Annotated in this window: 18 protein-coding genes and 2 pseudogenes; 9 read left to right on the plus strand and 11 right to left on the minus strand. The window is 67.4% G+C overall.

What is annotated here, in order from left to right; translation table 11 throughout:
* Positions 1 to 157: 157 nt before the first annotated feature.
* Complete coding sequence (locus ACIRF8_RS03110; RefSeq protein WP_404210257.1) at positions 158 to 604, plus strand: ATP-binding protein; 447 nt, start codon at positions 158 to 160, stop codon at positions 602 to 604.
* A 140-nt stretch (positions 605 to 744) separates the two neighbouring features.
* Here ACIRF8_RS03110 and cutA read toward each other — a convergent pair whose 3' ends face one another.
* Positions 745 to 1,062, minus strand: a complete 318-nt coding sequence (gene cutA / locus ACIRF8_RS03115; RefSeq protein ID WP_404210259.1) for a divalent-cation tolerance protein CutA — start codon at positions 1,060 to 1,062, stop codon at positions 745 to 747.
* A gap of 141 nt (positions 1,063 to 1,203) precedes the next feature.
* Between cutA and ACIRF8_RS03120 the strand changes: the two are divergent.
* Positions 1,204 to 1,850 (plus strand): annotated as a pseudogene (locus ACIRF8_RS03120) (IS5 family transposase); the annotation flags it as partial.
* A gap of 7 nt (positions 1,851 to 1,857) precedes the next feature.
* Here the strand turns inward: ACIRF8_RS03120 and ACIRF8_RS03125 are convergent.
* From ACIRF8_RS03125 to ACIRF8_RS03145, 5 genes are all read right to left on the minus strand, one after another.
* On the minus strand, positions 1,858 to 2,955 hold the full coding sequence (locus ACIRF8_RS03125) for a DNA cytosine methyltransferase (protein ID WP_404210261.1): 1,098 nt from the start codon (positions 2,953 to 2,955) through the stop codon (positions 1,858 to 1,860).
* Between the two features lie 82 nt (positions 2,956 to 3,037).
* Positions 3,038 to 4,000 (minus strand): DNA cytosine methyltransferase, encoded by a 963-nt coding sequence (locus ACIRF8_RS03130; RefSeq protein ID WP_404210263.1) that lies wholly within the window; start codon positions 3,998 to 4,000, stop codon positions 3,038 to 3,040.
* Between the two features lie 96 nt (positions 4,001 to 4,096).
* On the minus strand, positions 4,097 to 4,960 hold the full coding sequence (locus tag ACIRF8_RS03135) for a DUF6339 family protein (RefSeq protein ID WP_404210265.1): 864 nt from the start codon (positions 4,958 to 4,960) through the stop codon (positions 4,097 to 4,099).
* Positions 4,961 to 4,962: 2 nt separating this feature from the next.
* Complete coding sequence (locus tag ACIRF8_RS03140) at positions 4,963 to 5,943, minus strand: hypothetical protein (RefSeq protein ID WP_404210267.1); 981 nt, start codon at positions 5,941 to 5,943, stop codon at positions 4,963 to 4,965.
* Positions 5,940 to 8,021 carry a helix-turn-helix domain-containing protein gene (locus ACIRF8_RS03145; protein ID WP_404210269.1) on the minus strand — a complete coding sequence of 694 codons (2,082 nt, stop codon included), beginning with the start codon at positions 8,019 to 8,021 and terminating at the stop codon, positions 5,940 to 5,942. Before ACIRF8_RS03145 ends, ACIRF8_RS03140 begins: the two co-directional genes overlap by 4 nt.
* Positions 8,022 to 8,331: 310 nt before the next feature.
* Between ACIRF8_RS03145 and ACIRF8_RS03150 the strand changes: the two genes are divergently transcribed.
* On the plus strand, positions 8,332 to 8,493 hold the full coding sequence (locus ACIRF8_RS03150; protein WP_404212367.1) for a hypothetical protein: 162 nt from the start codon (positions 8,332 to 8,334) through the stop codon (positions 8,491 to 8,493).
* Positions 8,494 to 8,744: 251 nt separating this feature from the next.
* Here ACIRF8_RS03150 and ACIRF8_RS03155 read toward each other — a convergent pair.
* From ACIRF8_RS03155 to ACIRF8_RS03165, 3 genes and pseudogenes are all read right to left on the minus strand, one after another.
* A pseudogene (locus ACIRF8_RS03155) lies at positions 8,745 to 8,979 on the minus strand (ATP-binding protein); the annotation flags it as partial.
* An 83-nt stretch (positions 8,980 to 9,062) separates the two neighbouring features.
* Positions 9,063 to 9,500 (minus strand): very short patch repair endonuclease, encoded by a 438-nt coding sequence (locus tag ACIRF8_RS03160; RefSeq protein WP_404210271.1) that lies wholly within the window; start codon positions 9,498 to 9,500, stop codon positions 9,063 to 9,065.
* Between the two features lie 49 nt (positions 9,501 to 9,549).
* Positions 9,550 to 10,590: a hypothetical protein gene (locus tag ACIRF8_RS03165; protein WP_404210273.1), complete on the minus strand. Its 1,041-nt coding sequence runs from the start codon at positions 10,588 to 10,590 to the stop codon at positions 9,550 to 9,552.
* 174 nt (positions 10,591 to 10,764) lie between these two features.
* Between ACIRF8_RS03165 and ACIRF8_RS03170 the strand changes: the two genes are divergently transcribed.
* The 6 genes from ACIRF8_RS03170 to ACIRF8_RS03195 all read left to right on the plus strand — a co-directional run bounded on the left by ACIRF8_RS03170 (position 10,765) and on the right by ACIRF8_RS03195 (position 15,675).
* A complete protein-coding gene (locus ACIRF8_RS03170; protein ID WP_404210275.1) occupies positions 10,765 to 11,619 on the plus strand; it encodes a class E sortase in 855 nt (284 codons plus the stop codon).
* A gap of 11 nt (positions 11,620 to 11,630) precedes the next feature.
* On the plus strand, positions 11,631 to 11,846 hold the full coding sequence (locus tag ACIRF8_RS03175) for a DUF3311 domain-containing protein (RefSeq protein WP_404210277.1): 216 nt from the start codon (positions 11,631 to 11,633) through the stop codon (positions 11,844 to 11,846).
* Positions 11,843 to 13,348: a sodium:solute symporter gene (locus tag ACIRF8_RS03180; RefSeq protein ID WP_404210279.1), complete on the plus strand. Its 1,506-nt coding sequence runs from the start codon at positions 11,843 to 11,845 to the stop codon at positions 13,346 to 13,348. Before ACIRF8_RS03175 ends, ACIRF8_RS03180 begins: the two co-directional genes overlap by 4 nt.
* 89 nt (positions 13,349 to 13,437) lie before the next feature.
* A complete protein-coding gene (locus ACIRF8_RS03185; protein ID WP_404210281.1) occupies positions 13,438 to 13,767 on the plus strand; it encodes a DUF6412 domain-containing protein in 330 nt (109 codons plus the stop codon).
* A 113-nt stretch (positions 13,768 to 13,880) separates the two neighbouring features.
* Positions 13,881 to 14,660 (plus strand): YidC/Oxa1 family membrane protein insertase, encoded by a 780-nt coding sequence (locus ACIRF8_RS03190; RefSeq protein ID WP_404210282.1) that lies wholly within the window; start codon positions 13,881 to 13,883, stop codon positions 14,658 to 14,660.
* A gap of 157 nt (positions 14,661 to 14,817) precedes the next feature.
* Complete coding sequence (locus ACIRF8_RS03195) at positions 14,818 to 15,675, plus strand: fumarylacetoacetate hydrolase family protein (protein WP_404210283.1); 858 nt, start codon at positions 14,818 to 14,820, stop codon at positions 15,673 to 15,675.
* Positions 15,676 to 15,945: 270 nt separating this feature from the next.
* Here the strand turns inward: ACIRF8_RS03195 and ACIRF8_RS03200 are convergent, their stop codons facing one another.
* On the minus strand, positions 15,946 to 16,431 hold the full coding sequence (locus ACIRF8_RS03200; protein ID WP_404210285.1) for a heme-degrading domain-containing protein: 486 nt from the start codon (positions 16,429 to 16,431) through the stop codon (positions 15,946 to 15,948).
* Positions 16,428 to 17,510, minus strand: coding sequence for a Gfo/Idh/MocA family oxidoreductase (locus ACIRF8_RS03205; protein WP_404210287.1), 1,083 nt, complete (start codon positions 17,508 to 17,510; stop codon positions 16,428 to 16,430). The genes ACIRF8_RS03200 and ACIRF8_RS03205 overlap by 4 nt, the downstream gene beginning before the upstream one ends.
* Positions 17,511 to 17,521 lie beyond the last annotated feature (11 nt).

Genomic DNA, 17,521 nt, shown 5'->3' on the forward strand with positions numbered 1-17,521 from the left:
AGTGGGTGGGGGCAACAAGGCGTGCGCCGGGGGCGCATGAGCCGCGGTCTGCTCCCGCACCCCTCTTTGTGGGAGTTCCATTTTGGAAGTTCCATCGACACGCTGGGTGATGACGATGGAACGGTCGCAGGTGTGACCGCACAGAGAGGATCCCGCCATGTTCAACGGCAACGAGAACGACGATGCCCCTTCTGCCCGGCGGGTCCTGGCGTTCGAGGCGGTGCCGCTGGAGATGCGACGACTGCGGCATGAGGCGACCAGGCAGCTTGAGCGATGGTTGATCGACGACATCGTCGAGGAAGCGCAACTCGTGGTGACAGAACTCGCGACGAACGTTCTGCACCACGTGGGAGAGGGTGCGGCCGCCACCCTGATCCTGGAGGTGAGGGGCGGCTGGCTCCGTGTCGAGGTCCACGACAAGAGCCTTGTGATCCCATTGGTGACGCGGTCGGAGTGCGGCGACGAGTGCGGCCGGGGCTTGCACCTGATCGCTGCCCTCGTCGCGGAATGGGGAATTCTGCTGACGCAGGCGGGCAAGGCGGTGTGGTGTGAACTCGCGCTCCAGGAGCCGCACTTCGCGCGGGAGGCGCGGTCCGCCGAGTAAGTGCCGTATCAGGCGGGACGGCGGGGCCGTGGGGTGTGGACGCCCCACGGCCCGCTCGCGGTCAGCGTTCCACGTACTGAGAGAAGAACCCGATCTCGCGGAGTGCCTGAGGTGGATGAACTCGCGGAGCGGATGGGGGTCTAGCCGAGAGTCTTGTCGGTCCACTCACGAAACGTCTCGGACGTCTCAACGAACTCCACCGCGTTCAACTCCGGCCGCTCCCAGGGGTGGTGCTCAAGAATGAACGCCTCCAGCTCCGGATACTTGTCCGTACGGGTCTTGAGCAGGACGCGGTACTCCTCTCCTGTGCCGAACTCTCCGTCATGCCAGAAGGCGGAAACGACTGGCCCGATGACCTGAGCACCGGCGGCCAGTCGCCCCCTGACGACTGCCTCGACGAGTTGGACCGCCTCGTCCCGGGTGCTGGTGGCGGTGGCGACCTGGAGGTAGTTGGTCATGCGGGAACCCTAGGGGCGGCGCGGGGTGCGGGGTAGAGCCCGCCATGGTGCAAGGCGGGGTGCTCACGGACTCTACGGCTGTTTCCCAGGTGCTGTCTCGGATCTCCAGACCGGACCGTGCTGTTGGGGACAGGCTGGAGGCATGGGCCGCTCTACCGAGTGCGGACGGGTGTGCAGTGGAGGGATCTGCCTGAGCGGTTCGGTCCCTGGGGGACCGCCTATAGGCGTCATCGCCGCTGGTCGGCCGACGGCACCTGGAAGATGCTGCTGTCACGGATCCAGGCCGCCCAGGACGCGGCAAGTGAGATCGACTGGGACGTGTCGGTGGACTCCGCTTCAGTGCGAGCCCACCAGCATGCCGCCGGTGCGAGGAAGGCCCCGCCGGCTGCGGCCCCTCAAGTAGGGGGCCGCGCGGGGAGGAACCAACTCGATCCGGTCCTGCGGAAACTGACCGCTCGACTGGAGCAGGTGGTGGCATCGGCGAATGCCTGGGACGCTCCCGCGGCGGCTTCACCACCAAAATCCATCTCGCCGCCGACGGACGGTGCCGGCCGCCCCTCGCGCTCCGGCTGACTCCCGGCCACTATGCAGACGGCCCCCAACTCGAGCCCGTGTTGCGGCAGACAGCCGTACCCCGCGGCGGCCGGCCCACCGGGTTCGACAGCGAGCACTACAAGAAAAGCAACACCGTCGAACGTGCCGTCAACCGCCTGAAAGGCTTCCGTGCGGTCGCCACCCGCTACCTCGGCACCGTCACCCTCGCAGCACTCATCATCTGGCTCCGGTCCCGGCTTCTCAAGCGGGCGGCCGCCAGGAGGCAAGCTTCTCGAGGGTGGCCTCAGTGGGCATACCGAACCCCAAGGCCGTACTTAGGATATGCAGCGCGAGCTTGGGAGGCACAGCGTTGCCGATCTGCTGTGGGATGTCCCCGCCCGCCCAAGGATATGCGGCAGGGAATGACTGAAGCAGACCTGCCTCAGAGGCTGAGAAGCGCTCCAAATCGATGCCGTCCTTCACAACCCTGTTGCGAGAGATCTTCCCCGTGACCGTGGCTGCAGGGTGGTAGGAGTAGCGCTCTCCGCGGGCCTTCGGGTCACCGCCTGTGCCGTAGTTGGAGACCACTTTGAAGGGGCTGGGGCGATGCGGCAGGACATCGCCCATGGTGACCCATGGCTCGGGTTTGGAGCCGGGAGGCCAGCGCTCCTCGCCTTTTCGGTACGGCTGGTGTGTGGCTTCGGGGAGCTTGACGGCTTGTTCGGAGAGCCCGGTCAGCCCATCTCTACGGCTGGCGATGAGTACGGCTCGACGTCGAGTTTGAGGGACTCCGAACTGTTCTGTGCGCAGTATCCCAGTAGTTGCCCAGTACCCCTCATTGCGCAGCGCCTCGGCGTATTCCACCCAGACGGGAAGTACTGCTGGTACCTGTTCCAGAATGATTGCTTCGTAAGGGGAGAGTCGTTCATCGTCGATGGCTTTCAGAGCCCATCGAAGAGGCTCCAGGACCAGACCGGTCCGTTCATCTTCCATTTCTGCAAGGTCTAGATCGATATTCTGCGGAGCGTCGCGGTCAACTACTCGCTGAACGAATTTCAGTACATCGTCGAGCGCACGCCGTCCCGCACCATTGCCCGCCACGGTGAACGTCTGACAGGGAGGGCCGCCGGTAAGCACGTTGGCATTAGGGAAGTAAATAGGGTCCGAACTGCGAACGTCGCCGTGGACGGTCGGCAGCCCCGCCAGTTTTCGAGTTGCACAGGCATTGGCGTCGAATTCGATGCCAACGGTCGAGACTCCCAGCACGTCAGCCGCCACATCGAGGCCACCAGGTCCCGCAAAGAGGTCCACGATGTGGAAATCCGCAGGTTGGGGTGAATGTTGCTGAGTGCTGGTCATGGGGAGGAAGTGTAGCCGGCGCGGCAAGGTGCTCGGCCCCTTCCGCCAACCAGTGACAGGAAGGGACCGTCGAGGGGCCTCGTCAGCTCTTCAGGGCTGCGGCGATGGCAGTTCCGAGTGCCCTGCCGACCGGAGGCGGGCATGCCGGAGCGATCTGACGGAAGCGTGCGGTCTTCTTCCCTGTGATCGTCCACTCCTGCGGGAAGGACTGCAGGATGGCCGCTTGATCAACGGTGATCCTGAGCTTGGCCTGGCCGTCACCGTTGGGCCTCCAGTCGAAGTTGGGCTCGGGGACGTCGTTCCCGAGTGACAGGCCACAGATCCCCATGCGCGCCCACGCACGCTTCGAGCCGGTCTGTCCCAGGTCGGCACCGCCGTGTTTCTTGGATCCGCCGATCAGGGTGGGCGCGGGGCTTGTGGCTTGAGCAGCCCAATCTTCGGCGCCCTGCCACCCCTTGGACGACATTGACGGCAGTAGGGCCTCACCGAGAGATGTGTGCGATGTCACCGTGGGAGCCGGAGGCAGGAAGCTGTCGAAGTAGTCCTTCCTCAGCGCCACCAGAACGCCCTGCTTTCGGTCCTGGGGTACTCCGAAGTCAGCGGCATTCAGGACGAACCACTCGTACCGGTACCCGAGATGGTCCAACTCCTCATGAAATACGGCTCTTACGGATTCGAAACGTGGTGATTCCACCAGGTCCGGTGAGTTCTCGACCAGGAGGGCCTTGGGGCGGATAGGGTGAACCAGGAGCGCAGTGGCTTCCAGCAGCTTTACCTCTTCGTAGAGTTCCCCCTTTTTGGCGGCCGTTGCTGCGCTTACGCGAGGAAGTCCAGCAGAAAGCAGATCGACGTCGTAGCTCTCCTTGTGCTCGTCAGGAACGAAATCGATCAAATCCTCCTCGAGAATCTTCCATTCCGGCCGGTTCTCGCGAAGCGTGTTGCACGCGTCCTTGCTGTTGTCGACCAACAGTGCCGGAGTGAAACCCGCCTGCTCCAACCCCAGAGCAAGTCCGCCGCCTCCTGAGCATACGTCAACGAATCGCATTTCATCCCCCTCTTTCGTCTTCCTCGGATCAGTACTTCGCTGAATCAATAGAGGTGCTGGAATTATTTCCAGGGAACGTTTCTGCAGCCTCTTGGCTCAGTTCTTCCTGCCCCTTACGTGCGCGCCCTTGAAAAGTTCCTTGTACAGCTTCGCGAGTTCTTCCACAGATCGATACGGAACCGATCCATCCATTGGTCCTGTAGGGAGTCGTCCCGGGTCGTAGACACTGTCCAGGTGGCCACTTTCGACCCACTCCTGAAGGATGGAAGGGTCCCTGGGCTGGTCCGGCCCCAATCGCTCGTACATCAACGTGCTGTCGGCAGTGGTGACCGCACGCACCAGTCCATTGAGTTCTCGACCAGTGCGAATAGTCTCGTCCTCGAGAAGTTCCACCAGGGCCTGAGCGGTGGGCCGGTGACGACAGATGTTGAGGCGAAGGGCTGTGTTGAGAACGTCCTGATTCCGGCACGCGATTTCGACAGGTCTATAGTCTTCACCGTCACGGAATATCTCCGCTGCCCACCACAGGAGGGAGAAACTCTGCTTGTACCAGGGTCCACTGAATCGAGCGGCTTGACTGACTACCAGTCGGCCGTCCTTCTCTTTCCCCCACCGCCAACGCACGAAATCTGGGGCAACTCGCAGTGCGATGAAGTTCCACAACGCGGTGTCGACTGCCTCCGCCCTGGTGAGGCGCAGTGTGTAATGCAGGCGGGGAGCGAGCCAGGCATCGGAGGCGGAAGGTTTCTCATCACGGAAACGCGACATGGTTTCCTCGAGCAACCCCCGCAGGTCTGCGGCCTCCCACCGGGGTGATTCGTCTGCCGTCACGGTCGATCCGCGCACCAACATCTCGATTGGAAGGGGACCTCCGTCGAGCAGATTTCGAGTGACGGCCTTGTTCGCCACGGAGTCCGTGATTCGTCCGATCCTGGCGGGACATTCGAACGTCTTGGCCATTTCTACTTGTCACCCTTCTGGTTCGCCATACGACGCAGGTCCCGGAGCGTGGTCGTAACCTTTCGAGATTTGCGGGACTGGATTCCCGCTGCGTGCGCGACGAGCCGCTGGATATTCGTTCCGTCCTCGCCATTTATGCGGGCCTCGACGAGCACCGAGAGGGCTTCGTCGGCACCCATAGCAGGGAATATATCCGGGAGCATTTTCCGCAGAACGTCTTCCTGCCATCCGCCGGGCCACACCGGTTCGCCCTCAATGACCTCGCAGTAGTATGTGGCGGAGTTGAAAAGAGAAATCCAGGTCTCCGTGGCAATCTGAGAAGAGAGGACCTCGCGAACAAGCTTCTGTTCCTGCGTGGCGGCATTTTCGAGTACGCCTCGAAAGCCGTCCAAAGAGGAGTTGAGGCAAAGGACCGGCTCTCCTCCCTCGAAATCAAGAATCCAGGGGCTCTCCTTGAATTCTTTGAGGTGGTCGTTGGAAGGGTCGTCGAAGTCGAGCCACTTCATCTTGAGGGAGCGCTCTTCTGCGGGATTCCGGGTCTCGAAGTCGACTTGCCAGGGAAGTGTGGTGAATCCGATGAGTCGCCCCGGGACGCCGCCGTACTCCGCTACGATCTGAGCGTTGATCTGGCTTCGCCCTACATGTTCCAGTCGGTGAATCTCGATTTCACCGACCCAAGTGCCTGGTTCGCTCTCGCGCAGTTCGAACGCCTGATGGACTCTCGTTTTCCGGTTGGTGAGAACCGCCATGCACGAGACGCCGAGCCACGGCCCCCCCTTCAACTCGCGCGCGTCGACAGTTGCGGACACGTTCAGGCGGATTTCAGCCCAGTGCTTCGTTCCGGTTTCCAGATCATCCAGAGCAACGATCTGACCGCGGTCGTTCACGCGGCTGATGGGAACCGGCTTGTTCTCCACGAAGACTTTTTCCACACGGAGATTCACGTCGCTGCTGAGTACGGGATAGGGAAATGCAGTTCTCATGCGTCGAACTCCTTCGCGCGCCGCACGTCGACCGAGATCTGAGACATCGCCGCGTTCACCGGGTGACTTTCGGGATCGGTGACTCCGTGGAACTTGCCGCGCGTCGCCCCTTCTGCGAAGGCCAGATTCCCTTGCGACGTGAGGGAGCAGCCCTCGACCGGGGTGACGTCTTCCCACTCCACCGGGACCGCTCCCGCGGAACGGGAGAGGAACATGGGCGTAGCGGACAGGAGCCAGGGATCCTCGCGTTTGGGTAGCTTCACCGTCACCGCAACTCGCCAGGCTCCTTCGTCGTCCACATGCCCTTCGATGGCCTGGACCGTCGGGTAGCCCTGAGTGCGCGACAGCCGGGGACGGTCGAAACGTAGTAGGTCTCTGAGTACTTCTGGTCCCTCGCGTTGAGGCTCTTCCTGTTCGTTGCTGCGGAGGACCTCACGTACGCGCTGTTCCGCTTCCTTCTTGAAGTCAATGATCTTCTGGCGCGCACCTCGCTCGTACGTCGCGGTGAGGTCCTCAGTGCTCACCCAGTCGTTGTGGTCCGGCGGTTCGGCCGTGCGCAACATGAACTCGGCCGCTTCGGCGTCGGGCGACTCGCGTCGTGTCGCGGTGCCGGCGAGGAGAACTGCCTGGAACGGGCGGTGCCCGAGCGGCAGGTCGCCGACACGCTTTTGCTTCACCACCATGCGGGTGGCGCGCATGTAAGAGATCTGATCGGGGTTCGCTTCCTGCTCATCGGCGAGCGCCACAAGCAGGACAGCCTCGTGAATCCCAGGATCGATCGAGCTGGACTCGTCCTTCCGGCGCTTGAGTCCGAGCGGGACCACGGTCTCCAGAACCTGCGACCGGTCAGTGAGCTCGGAGACGGTTGTGCCGTCCAGGAAGGCCTTCACGGCCCGGGAGCGCGTCGGCTCGTAGACATGTGGGTCTATCACCTGTTCGTGCTTCACGACTGTGCCGTTACGGAAGGCGCTGACGGAAGCTCGAAGCTTGGGCTTTTCGAACTCGCCACCCACCATTGAGGCCCAGAAGTTGCGCGCGAGGCTCGACACCAGACGCTCGTGCATCTCGTCGAGTTCCTCGGCCTCGCCCGAGCCGTCGTAGGCGCCGACCACCAGGAACGAAGTTCCGGGGCGTGCGTCGTCCCGTTCCAGATAGAGGCGTTCGGTCGAATCCTTGTCGCTCCACCAAGAGTTGGAGGTGTGTTGAAGCCCTGGTGCCTCCACCCCGAACCATGCGGGGCCTGCGTAGTCCACACCGGCCATCCGGTGCCAGGGAAGCTCCAGGCGTCCGGTGACACGGCGCTCGGTGCGTCCGTCCTCGGGGATCGAAAGGGTGCTGCTGACGAGCACCAGTCCGAAACGACTGGCTGCCCAGAGCGCGGCTTTCCCCAGGCCGTAGGAGCCACCTGCGGAGCCGGCCTTCCCGCTGTCCAAGGTGCGCCTGACCACACGCGCGAAACGGCCGTCCTCGTACTCAGGGCCAGTGAGTCCGGACGCGTTGTAGTCGTCCACGCGGAGCAACACGAGTCGGCCGCTTCGCTTCAATTCATTCAGCCCGTCGAGCAGGACTCGACCGACCTTTTGCCGAGGGTCTGACGCTGCCTTCAAGTGAGGTTCCAGCCGATCCCACTGCACCGCGTCCAGGAAGTTCTGCAAGGTGGTGCCCGTGAGCTCGTGCAATATGTAGCGCACGGTCACGGGTTCGTCACCATCGCACTTCTCGTCGAGGCTGTTCTGAGTCGCCTCACGCGCCAGCACGTTCAGGCTCGGTGTGAAGGCGAAGGCTGCGGTGTTGCCGCCTTCGCGGCCGCCATCCTCCGGGGCCGGCCTGAATGCCCACGACGCCTCGTGGGCCGGAGACATCGGCGCGCGCCTGTTGACTGCGTCCTCGATCTCCACGCCCAGGGCCTCGGCGATCGCTGCGATCTTTTCGTACCGAGGCTCCGACCTGCCGTTGACCCACCCGTTGACGGCGGCTGCCGTGACGCCGGTCAGTTCGGCGAGCCGCTTCTGGCTCATGTTGCGCGAGGTCAGCAAGCGGCCCAACCAGGCGCTGAAGTCCTCTCCCAATTCGATCATGTCTCCGTTCGGTGCAGTTAATTGATCTTGGTCCGAGATAGTCTTCTTAAGTTGAAGCGGTCAAAATGGGGCATTCTGTAACGCCGTTCGACCTTTTCACTTGCCTTGAGCATACTAGTCGTGGAGTCTGGTGGGGCTGTAGTCGCGCGAACTTGCCAGTACTCCCGTACTGTGGCTTCACTCAAAGCCCCTGTGCGGCTTGCGAGTTGTGGGCGGGGCTCTGTCGGCTTGTTCCCAGAACGGGGCAAGGCGGGCATAAATGGACAATTTGCCGCTGTTGCAGAAAGGTTTACCCGTGTTAGGTGGGCGCGTGAGTTACGACGTCGAGGGTGTTCGGGACGGCCACTGGTCGTTCCAGGTTGTTCACAGTCCCGAGGGGGAGGTCGTCACGTTCGACATCGGGGAGCACACGGTCTCGTTCGCGCGGCACGAGGTGCTCGTCGAGTTGGAGTCCCAGGAGCCGCCCGTGTAACTGGTGGGGTGGCCTGACGGGGGGGCTCGAGGGAGTGTTCGCTGCCCGGCATCCCTGGCGGGCTGCTCCGGTGTGACGGAGCGGTGCGACGGTACCTGTACTGCAACTTCGCCTGAATCGGGGGAGATTTGTGGTTCTGGCGTGCGGCGTCGGTCGCTTGGTCGGCGATGCTCTCCGGCTGCGTCGCATGCTCCGGACACCCGTGCCAGAAGCGCCCGTCGAGGCGCATCGCGACTCCGGCTTTCGTGTACGCGATGTCCACCGACCGTCGTGGCATCGTCGGGATCTTCCATGTTGGCCAACTCGTCGCCGTCCCGCGGGAAGTGGATCACCACGTCCTTGGCGCCGGCGTCAATGGAGTTGTCCACGAGGTCGGCGATCGCGACCTCGAAGCCCCTGGCTGCTGAGCGCCTCCATGTACCGCGCGTCGGGCGGGAGGCGCTTGCTCCCTGCGGTGGGCACATCGAACTGCCAGTCCGTGGTCATTGCCTCGCCCCGCGGTAACTGCAATTTCGTGCGATCAATGGTGACGTTGGAGCACGATGTGGACAAGGGGGCCCAAGTCCTCATTACTGCTTGGGTCCAGGGGCGCCGGGCCGTGTGTTGCGGGCTTCGGAGATGGTCAGGGCCACGTCCGCCGGATCCTCGTGCTCCCAGAACCGCAGCACGGTCCAGCCTTCCTGCTCCAGGTGGCGGGTGGTCTCGCGGTCGCGGGCCATGTTCTTGTCGAGCTTGGTGCGCCACCATTCGGCGTTGGCCTTCGGTTTCGTCGCGTGCTGTGGGCAGCCGTGCCAGAAGCAGCCGTCCATGAAGACCGCGATTCTGTCTCTGCCGAAGGTGATGTCGATGGTGCGGCGTCGCATGCCGGGAACCGGGACGTTCAGGCGATAGCGCAGGCCCGCGGCGTGCAGAAGGCGTCGGACCGCCAGCTCGGGGGTGGTGTCGCGGGAGGCCTGGCGGCGCATGCGGGCCGAGACGGCAGCGGAGGAAGGGATGGGGCGGGACACACCAGCATTGTGCCGAAGGAGTCCCGCCGCGTGCCGTGCGTCCCCGGTGTCAGGCGCCGGCCCCATGACACTCCAAGTAAGCCGCCCCCGCCCCGCACCAACACACCCCGCCCGCCTCCGGCGGCCAAGCCACAGCCCGCCCCCGTGCCGCCAGCGTCGTCGCGTACTGGGGGAGCAGGGACGCGTCCTCCGGGGACGAGGCCTCGGACGCTGCGAAGGCCTCGTAGGACGGGACCGTGCCCGTGACGATGCCCAGGTTGCCCGTGCCGGACGCGGCGAGTTCGCGTAGCGATGCCTCTATTGACGCCAAGTGGGCTTCGTAGGAGGGGTATTCGGTGGTGAGGGACGGGTACGCCGCCAGGAGTTCCGCGTATTCGGAGGACGGCCAGTGCAGTACCGCCACCGGGAACGGGCGGGACAGGGCCTCGCGGAACGAGCCGAGTTCCGCGTGGAGGCGGTCGATCTCGGCGCGGAGTTCCGCCGGGTTGTTCGAGCCGAGGGCCCACAGGCGCTTCGGGTCGTGGAGTTCGTCGAGGGAGACGGCCGTGCGGTTGACGCGGTCGGCCAGGGCGTCCCACGCGTCGTGGTCGGCGCCCAGCAGGCGGCGGACGCGGTGGCGGCCGAGGATCAGGGGGTGCTTCGCGTAGGCCGCCTCGCCCGCGTCGCGCTCCGACTCCGGGATGAGGAGTTCGAGGGCCTCGGTGAACGTCTCGTGCGCCGGTTCCAGCTCGTCGTGTGCTTCCAGGGACTCCGCGATGATCACCCAGGGTGCCGGGTCGCGCGGGGCCGACGCGCGCAGGCCCGCGATGATCGCCTGGGCCTCGGCCTCGTGGCCGTACTCCCAGAGGTTCGCGGCCTTGAGGGCGCGGATCAGGGCCGGGTCGTGTACGTCCGGTGCGGCCAGCAGGGCGTCGTAGTGGGCGGTGGCGCGGTCGCGGACATCGGCCAGTTCGTAATGGGCGGCTGCCTGGAGGAGCAGCGCTTCCGCGTCCTCGGGGTACATGGCCGCCGTGCGTTCCAGGCGCTCGGCTTCCGCTACGTGGTCGGCGTGCTCGTTCTCGGCGGGCGTGGCAGGCGTGTCGGGGCGCATGGAGGACACGGTACTGCCGGACGGGCCGGGTGGGAGCGCCCCTGGCGGGCGCTGTGCGGGGGCTTGTTCGAACAGGGCTCGACCCCCGGCTCCGGTGGGGTGGCGGGGGCGGTTCCTGTCCCGGCTCGTGTCAGCGCCCTGGATAGTTGTGGCCCCGCGATCTATCTTGCGCGCGTGCCGCAGCGTACGTACCGACACGGCGGACCCCGCATCGTGGCCCAGGGGCGGCGAGCCGGGCGGGTGTCCCTGCGGCGTGTGCTCTGGAGCGGCGCCGAGGTCGCCGTCACGCTCGGGGTCGTGCTGCTCCTGCTCGTCGTGCACCAACTGTGGTGGACCAACCGGCAGGCCAAGGCCGACGCCCGGGACGAGGTGCGGGCCCTGGAGCGGCAGTGGGAGGGAGCGGGGGAGGGGGAAGGGGGGCTCGGCGCGGGGGTCGGCGACCCGGGCACCGTGGGCACCGACGGCGGCGGAGATCCGGACGACCTCGACCCCAGCGACCCCCATGACGCCCCGCGCGACCGGTCGGCCGACTCCGGGGGGCCCGGCACGCGCGGGCGCGCCGCCACCCCGCCCCGCCACGACCAGGCCTACGCGATCCTCGCCATCCCCCGCCTCGGCCTGCGCGTCCCCGTCGCCCAGGGCATCAGCAAGGCGCACGTCCTCGACCACGGCTACGCCGGTCACTACCCGGGCACCGCGCAGCCGGGCCGCGCCGGGAACTTCGCGGTCGCCGGGCACCGCAACACCCACGGGGAACCGTTCCGGTACATCGACCGGCTGCGGCGCGGTGACACCCTCACCGTGCGGACCGGGGACGCCACCTACACGTACGTCGTCGACCAGAGGCTGCGGCAGACGTCCGCCGGGGACGCGGGGGTCATCGGGGCGGTGCCGCGCAGCCGCGTCGTGCCGGGCGCCGGATACAGCGAACCTGGGTACTACCTCACCCTCACCACCTGCACGCCCGAGTTCACGTCCAGGTACCGGCTCGTGGTGTGGGGGAAGCTGAGCCGGATGACGCCCCGATAGGCTCGGCGCCCGTGATCAACCGACGGCCCCATCTGCTCTGGCTCCTCGTGCCCTTCGCGCTGTACATCGGCGCGCTCCCGTTCGTGAACCGCGTCGAACCCGTCGTGCTCGGGCTGCCGTTACTCTTCGTCTGGCTGCTCGCCGCGACCCTCCTCACGCCCGTCGCCGTCTGGCTGACCTGGCGCGGGGACCGCAGGGCGCGCGCGGGCAAGGGGGTGCGGTCATGAGTGACGCGGCCGTCGCCACCACTCTCTTCGGCGTCTTCATGGTCGCCACCGTCGGTCTCGGGCTGCTCGCCGTGCGCGGCAAGGGCAAGGGCGGCGGGCTCACCGAGTGGTCCGTGGGCGGGCGCTCGCTCGGGGCGGTGTTCATCTGGGTGCTGATGGCGGGCGAGGGGTACACCAGCTTCAGCTATCTCGGTGCCGCCGGGTGGGGGTACAACTTCGGCGCCCCCGTCCTCTACGTCGTCGCGTACATGTCCTGCGGATACGCCGTCGGCTACGTCGTCGGGCCGATGCTCTGGGCGTACGCGCGACAACACGGCCTCGTCAGCATCACCGACATGGTCGCGCACCGGTTCGGCCGGCCGTGGCTGGGCGCCGGGGTGGCGATCCTCGTCACCGTGTTCCTGCTGCCCTACATCCAGTTGCAGCTCACGGGGATGGGCGTCGTCGTCTCGACCATCTCCTACGGTTCCATCAGCCTGAACTGGGCCTATTTCATCGGCTTCGTCGTCACCACGGCCTTCGTGGTGGTGAGCGGGCTGCGCGGCAGCGCCTGGGTGTCGGTGCTGAAGGACCTGCTCGTCATCGTCACGCTCGCCTTCCTCGCGCTGTATGTCCCGGTCCACTACTTCGACGGGTACGGCGATTTCCTCGGGCGGCTCGTCGACGAGAAGAGTGCCTGGCTGACACTGCCCGGCAGCGGCGGATCCCCGTACGGGGAGGGGTGGTTCGCGACGACCACGTTCCTCAACGCCCTCACCGTGGTCATCTTCCCCACCACCGTCGCCGGATATCTGGGCGCGCGCAGCGCCGACGGGCTGCGGCGCAACGCGATGTGGCTGCCCGCGTACAACATCCTGCTGTTCGTGCCGATGCTGCTGGGCATGGCGGCCCTCTTCGTGGTGCCCGGCCTGACCGGCGCCGGTTCGAACCTCGCCCTCTTCGAACTCGTCGTCGACTCGCTGCCCGCCTGGGGCGTCGGCGTCATCGGGGTCGCGGCGGCCCTGTCGTCGATCGTGCCGATGGCCGTGTTCATGCTGGTCATCGGCACGATGTGGGGGAGCAGCGTCCTCTCGCTCGTACCACGGTGGCGGGAGTCGTCGCAGGCGCAGAAGGCCGGGTCGCAGGTCGTGGTCGTCCTCGCCGGGTCCCTCGCGCTCGTCCTCACCTATGCCGCGCCGAACACCCTGGTGCGGCTCTCTCTCATCTCGTACGAGGGCATGGCGCAGCTCGTGCCGATGCTCCTTGTGGGTCTGGTGTGGCGGCGGCTGAGCCTCGTCGGCGCGCTGAGCGGGCTCGCCGTGGGGGTCGCGGTCGTGTGCGGGCTCGTGTTCGGCGGGCACGACCCGGTCCTCGGGATGAACGCCGGGATCGTCGCCCTCGCCGCCAATCTCGCGGTCACGCTCGTCGTGACGTACGTGTGCCCGGCCGACCGCGACGAACGGCCGGACGGCGACGTACTCGCCCGGGATCCCCTCGATGAGCCGGACGGTGTGCCTGTATAACTGGCAGGGACGAACGAACGGTCCGACACGGAAACCGACACGGACACGGACACGGACACGTTCACGGCATCGGAGAGGAGGCGCGGCGCATGCCCGGGACCCGGACCCGTAGGAAGACGTGGTCGGCTGCCTTGCGCCCCGCCGCGCTGCTGCTCCTCCTCCTGATCGAGACCGTCCTCGTCGACACCGGCAGCCTCGCCGGGGCCGTCGCGCTCGCCGCGACCGCCGCCGCCGGGTCCGCCCTCGCCGCCTGCTCCCTGCTCGGCGCGCGCTCCGCGCCCGCCGTGCCGCCGACCCGCGTGCGCACGGCGATCAGGGACCGCGAGCACCGTACGGCCTTCCTGCCGCAGCGCGATCCCGACGCGTCGGGACGCACCAGGCCCCGAGCGCCCGGACGCCTCGTCCCGGCGTCCTGCTGATCCAGCCCTCCTTCCGCCGTTCCGGCCGGGCCGGTCACCGCGGGACGTCACGCCGAACTCCCTGCTGACCCCCGGCACGTTCCGGCACGACGAGACCCTCGGAGGGCTCACCCATGTCGTCCTTCATGTCCGTTTTCGCGAGCCTGGTCGCGCACCTCGCCGACCTGCTCGACCCGCTGTTCCACACCTCGGCCACCGCCGCCGCGATCATCCTGTTCACCGCGCTCGTACGCCTCCTCGTCCACCCCCTCTCACGCGCCGGGGCCCGCGGCCAGCGCGACCGCCTCAAGCTCCAGCCGCGCATCGCGGAACTGCGCAAGAAGCACAAGAAGAGTCCCGAGGCGCTGCAAAAGGCGATCATGGAGCTGCACCGCGAGGAGAAGGTGTCCCCGCTCTCCGGCTGCCTGCCCATGCTGTTCCAGATGCCGGCGTTCTTCCTCCTGTACCACCTGTTCTCCAGCGACAGCATCGGCGGCGAGCCCAACGCCCTGCTCGGCCACACCCTCGGCGCGGCCCCGCTGAACGAGCGCTTCAAGGACGCGCTCGCGCACGGCGGACCGTTCGGGGAGCAGGGGCTCGTGTACGTGGCGTTGTTCGTGCTCGTGGCGGCCGTGGCGACCTTCAACTACCGGCGTACGAAGCGGCAGATGGCCCTGTCCGCGGCAGCCGCCCCCACGCCCGCCGCCGACCAGCGGATGCCGGGCGCGGGTGCCATGGCGGCCATGGGCAAGTACATGCCGCTGATGTCCTTCATGACGCTGTTCACCGTAGGCGCGGTGCCGCTCGCCGCCGCGCTGTACGTCGTCACGTCCACCACGTGGAGCGCCGTCGAGCGGGCCGTCCTGTACCGGGACATGCCGTACGGGGCCGGGGCGGCGGCGCCCGCGCTCTGACGCGGGGCGCCGTGGGTCCTCTCGGGGCACCTCCGGGTCCACTCCGTGAACGGGGTATTGCGGAGTGGACCCCGAACTTGGAGGATCAACCAGACCTCCGATGGCTTTAGGCCGCACCGGGCCATGGAGGCTCCTCCAGAACCGAGGGAGTTACCCCATGAAGCTGCTGCGAGTCGGTCCGGCCGGAGCCGAGCGCCCCGCGCTCCTGGACGCCGACGGCACCCTGCGGGACCTGTCGGGCCTCGTGCCGGACATCGACGGCACGCTGCTCGCGGACGACGCCGCGCTCGACCGGGTCCGCTCCGCCGCCGCCTCCGGCGAGCTGCCCGTCCTGGACGCCGCGGGCCTGCGCGTGGGCCCGCCGGTCGCCCGTATCGGCAAGGTCGTCTGCATCGGCCTCAACTACCACGACCACGCCGCGGAGACCGGGGCCGAGCCGCCCGCCGAGCCCGTCATCTTCTTCAAGGCGGCCGACACGGTCGTCGGCCCGGACGACACCGTGCTCGTGCCGCGCGGCTCCGTCAAGACGGACTGGGAGGTGGAGCTGGCCGTGGTCATCGGACGTACGGCCCGCTACGCGGAGTCCCAGGAGGCGGCGCTCGCCTGCGTCGCCGGGTACGCGGTCGCCCATGACGTGTCGGAACGCGAGTTCCAGATCGAGCGCGGCGGCACCTGGGACAAGGGCAAGAACTGCGAGACGTTCAACCCGCTCGGGCCGTGGCTCGTCACCGCCGACGAGGTCCCCGACCCGCAGGCGCTCGGCCTCAAGCTGTGGGTCAACGGTGACCTGAAGCAGAACGGCACCACGGCCGAGCAGATCTTCTCCGTGGCCGAGGTGGTGCGCTACGTCAGCCAGTTCATGACGCTGTACCCGGGCGATGTCATCAACACGGGCACCCCGGCGGGCGTCGCCATGGGGCAGCCCGAGCCCAAGCCGTATCTCCGGGCCGGTGACGTGGTGGAGCTGGAGATCGACGGGCTCGGGCGGCAGCGGCAGGAGCTGAAGTCCGCCTAGGCCTGTCTTCACACTCCCGTCGTCGCCCGGAGGGCGATCGCGCGGCGTCTGGTGCGTGTTCTGGGGCTCCCCCCCCGGCCGAAGGCTGGGGAGTGCCGGGTGCAAGGCCTCGTACTGGACGTACGTGGCCTTGTGCCCGGTGCGGCGAGTCGGGGTCCCCCCGTGCTCGGAGAGCTTGGGGAGCGTGCCAGACGTCGCGGGGCTGGGGGCACCTCCCGGCCGGAGGCTGGGGGGAGGGAGTGTGAAGACAGGCCCTGGCGCCCGGCGCTGTCAGGTGCCCGACGTGAAGCGGGTCAGCGCCTCCACCACCAGCGCGTGGTCCTCGATCTGGGGAAGGCCGGACACGACGACCGTGCCGACGAATCCCGCGCCGCTCATGCGGAGCGGGAACGCGCCACCGTGGGCCGCGTAGGCGTCCGGGTCCAGGCGGGAGGAGTCCTCGAACGTCGTGCCCTTGGCGCGGAAACGGCTGCCCACCAGGTACGAGGAGGCGTGGTAGCGCTCCACGACGCGGCGCTTGCGGGCGATCCACGCGTCGTTGTCCGGCGTCGAGCCGGGCAGCGCCGCGTGGAACAACTGCTGCCCGCCGCATGTGATGTCGATCGCGACCGGTGCCTGCCGCTCGCGCGCCAGCTCGACCAGGAGCGTCCCGAGCGCCCACGCGTCCTCGTACGTGAACGAGGGCAGGACCAGGGTGCGCTCCTGCTCCTCCAGCGTCGGGATGTCCGGGGTGGCGGTCTTCTCCGGGGCGCTCACAGCGTCACCGTCACACCGTCGCGGGCCGAGCGGCGGGCCGCCTCCAGCACGTCGAGCGCGTCGGCGGCCTGCGTGGCGGGCACCGGGTTCGGGGCGCCGTCGCGCAGGGCCGCGGTGACAGCGGCGTAGTAGGCGGGGTAGTCGCCGTCGAGCGTGGGCTGCGGGCGGCCACCGCCGGTCAGCGGGGACTCCCCGGAGCCGACCCGGCCCCAGAGCGACTCGGGCTCCACACCCCACGGCTTGCCGGTCACCGGGCGCTCACCCTCGCGCAGGGCGGCCTCCTGCGGGTCGAGGCCGTACTTCACGTACCCGGCACGGGATCCGAGGACGCGGAAGCGGGGGCCGAGCTGGGCCGTGGTGGCGGAGACGTAGAGGTGGGAGCGGACCCCGTTCGCGTGCGTGATCGCGATGAACGTGTCGTCGTCCGCCTCCGCGCCCGCCCGGCGCACGTCCGACTCCGCGTAGACGGAGGCGGGCGGGCCGAAGAGGACCAGGGCCTGGTCGACGACATGGCTGCCGAGGTCGTAGAGCAGGCCGCCGATCTCCTGCGGGTCGCCGGACTCGCGCCAGCCGCCCTTGGGCTGCGGACGCCAGCGCTCGAAGCGGGACTCGAAGCGGTACACGTCGCCCAGGTCGCCGCCGTCGAGGAGGGATGCGAGGGTGAGGAAGTCGTTGTCCCAGCGGCGGTTCTGGAAGACGGAGAGGAGCAGGCCGCGCTCGTCGGCCAGCGTCGCGAGCTCGCGGGCCTCGGCCGCCGTGCCCGCCACCGGCTTGTCGACGACGACCGGCAGGCCCGCCCCCAGGGCGGCTGTCGCGATCGCCACGTGCGTCTTGTTCGGGGAGGCGATGACGATGAGGTCGAGGTCGTCGGCCCGCTCCCACAGCTCGTCCGGCGACGCCGCGAAGCGCAGCCCGTCACCGTGCTCGGCACGGGCCTGGGCCTGCCGCTCCGGGTTCGAGGTGACGACCGTGTCGAGCGTCAGGCCCTCGGTCGCGGCGATCAGCGGGGCGTGGAAGACGGAGCCCGCCAGGCCGTAGCCGACGAGGCCCACCTTGAGCGGGGAGCGGTTACCAGTCATGCATCCACTTA

It is taken from the genome of Streptomyces sp. NPDC102406, from assembly GCF_044765725.1.
In the GTDB taxonomy this organism is placed as follows: domain Bacteria; phylum Actinomycetota; class Actinomycetes; order Streptomycetales; family Streptomycetaceae; genus Streptomyces.

What these genes read in the sequence shown, in the direction of transcription:
- ACIRF8_RS03110 (WP_404210257.1), top strand. Translation starts at nt 158, where the DNA reads ATGTTCAACGGCAACGAGAACGACGATGCCCCTTCTGCCCGGCGGGTC.
- cutA (WP_404210259.1), bottom strand. Translation starts at nt 1,062, where the DNA reads ATGACCAACTACCTCCAGGTCGCCACCGCCACCAGCACCCGGGACGAG.
- ACIRF8_RS03125 (WP_404210261.1), bottom strand. Translation starts at nt 2,955, where the DNA reads ATGACCAGCACTCAGCAACATTCACCCCAACCTGCGGATTTCCACATC.
- ACIRF8_RS03130 (WP_404210263.1), bottom strand. Translation starts at nt 4,000, where the DNA reads ATGCGATTCGTTGACGTATGCTCAGGAGGCGGCGGACTTGCTCTGGGG.
- ACIRF8_RS03135 (WP_404210265.1), bottom strand. Translation starts at nt 4,960, where the DNA reads ATGGCCAAGACGTTCGAATGTCCCGCCAGGATCGGACGAATCACGGAC.
- ACIRF8_RS03140 (WP_404210267.1), bottom strand. Translation starts at nt 5,943, where the DNA reads ATGAGAACTGCATTTCCCTATCCCGTACTCAGCAGCGACGTGAATCTC.
- ACIRF8_RS03145 (WP_404210269.1), bottom strand. Translation starts at nt 8,021, where the DNA reads ATGATCGAATTGGGAGAGGACTTCAGCGCCTGGTTGGGCCGCTTGCTG.
- ACIRF8_RS03165 (WP_404210273.1), bottom strand. Translation starts at nt 10,590, where the DNA reads ATGCGCCCCGACACGCCTGCCACGCCCGCCGAGAACGAGCACGCCGAC.
- ACIRF8_RS03180 (WP_404210279.1), top strand. Translation starts at nt 11,843, where the DNA reads ATGAGTGACGCGGCCGTCGCCACCACTCTCTTCGGCGTCTTCATGGTC.
- ACIRF8_RS03185 (WP_404210281.1), top strand. Translation starts at nt 13,438, where the DNA reads ATGCCCGGGACCCGGACCCGTAGGAAGACGTGGTCGGCTGCCTTGCGC.
- ACIRF8_RS03190 (WP_404210282.1), top strand. Translation starts at nt 13,881, where the DNA reads ATGTCGTCCTTCATGTCCGTTTTCGCGAGCCTGGTCGCGCACCTCGCC.
- ACIRF8_RS03195 (WP_404210283.1), top strand. Translation starts at nt 14,818, where the DNA reads ATGAAGCTGCTGCGAGTCGGTCCGGCCGGAGCCGAGCGCCCCGCGCTC.
- ACIRF8_RS03205 (WP_404210287.1), bottom strand. Translation starts at nt 17,510, where the DNA reads ATGACTGGTAACCGCTCCCCGCTCAAGGTGGGCCTCGTCGGCTACGGC.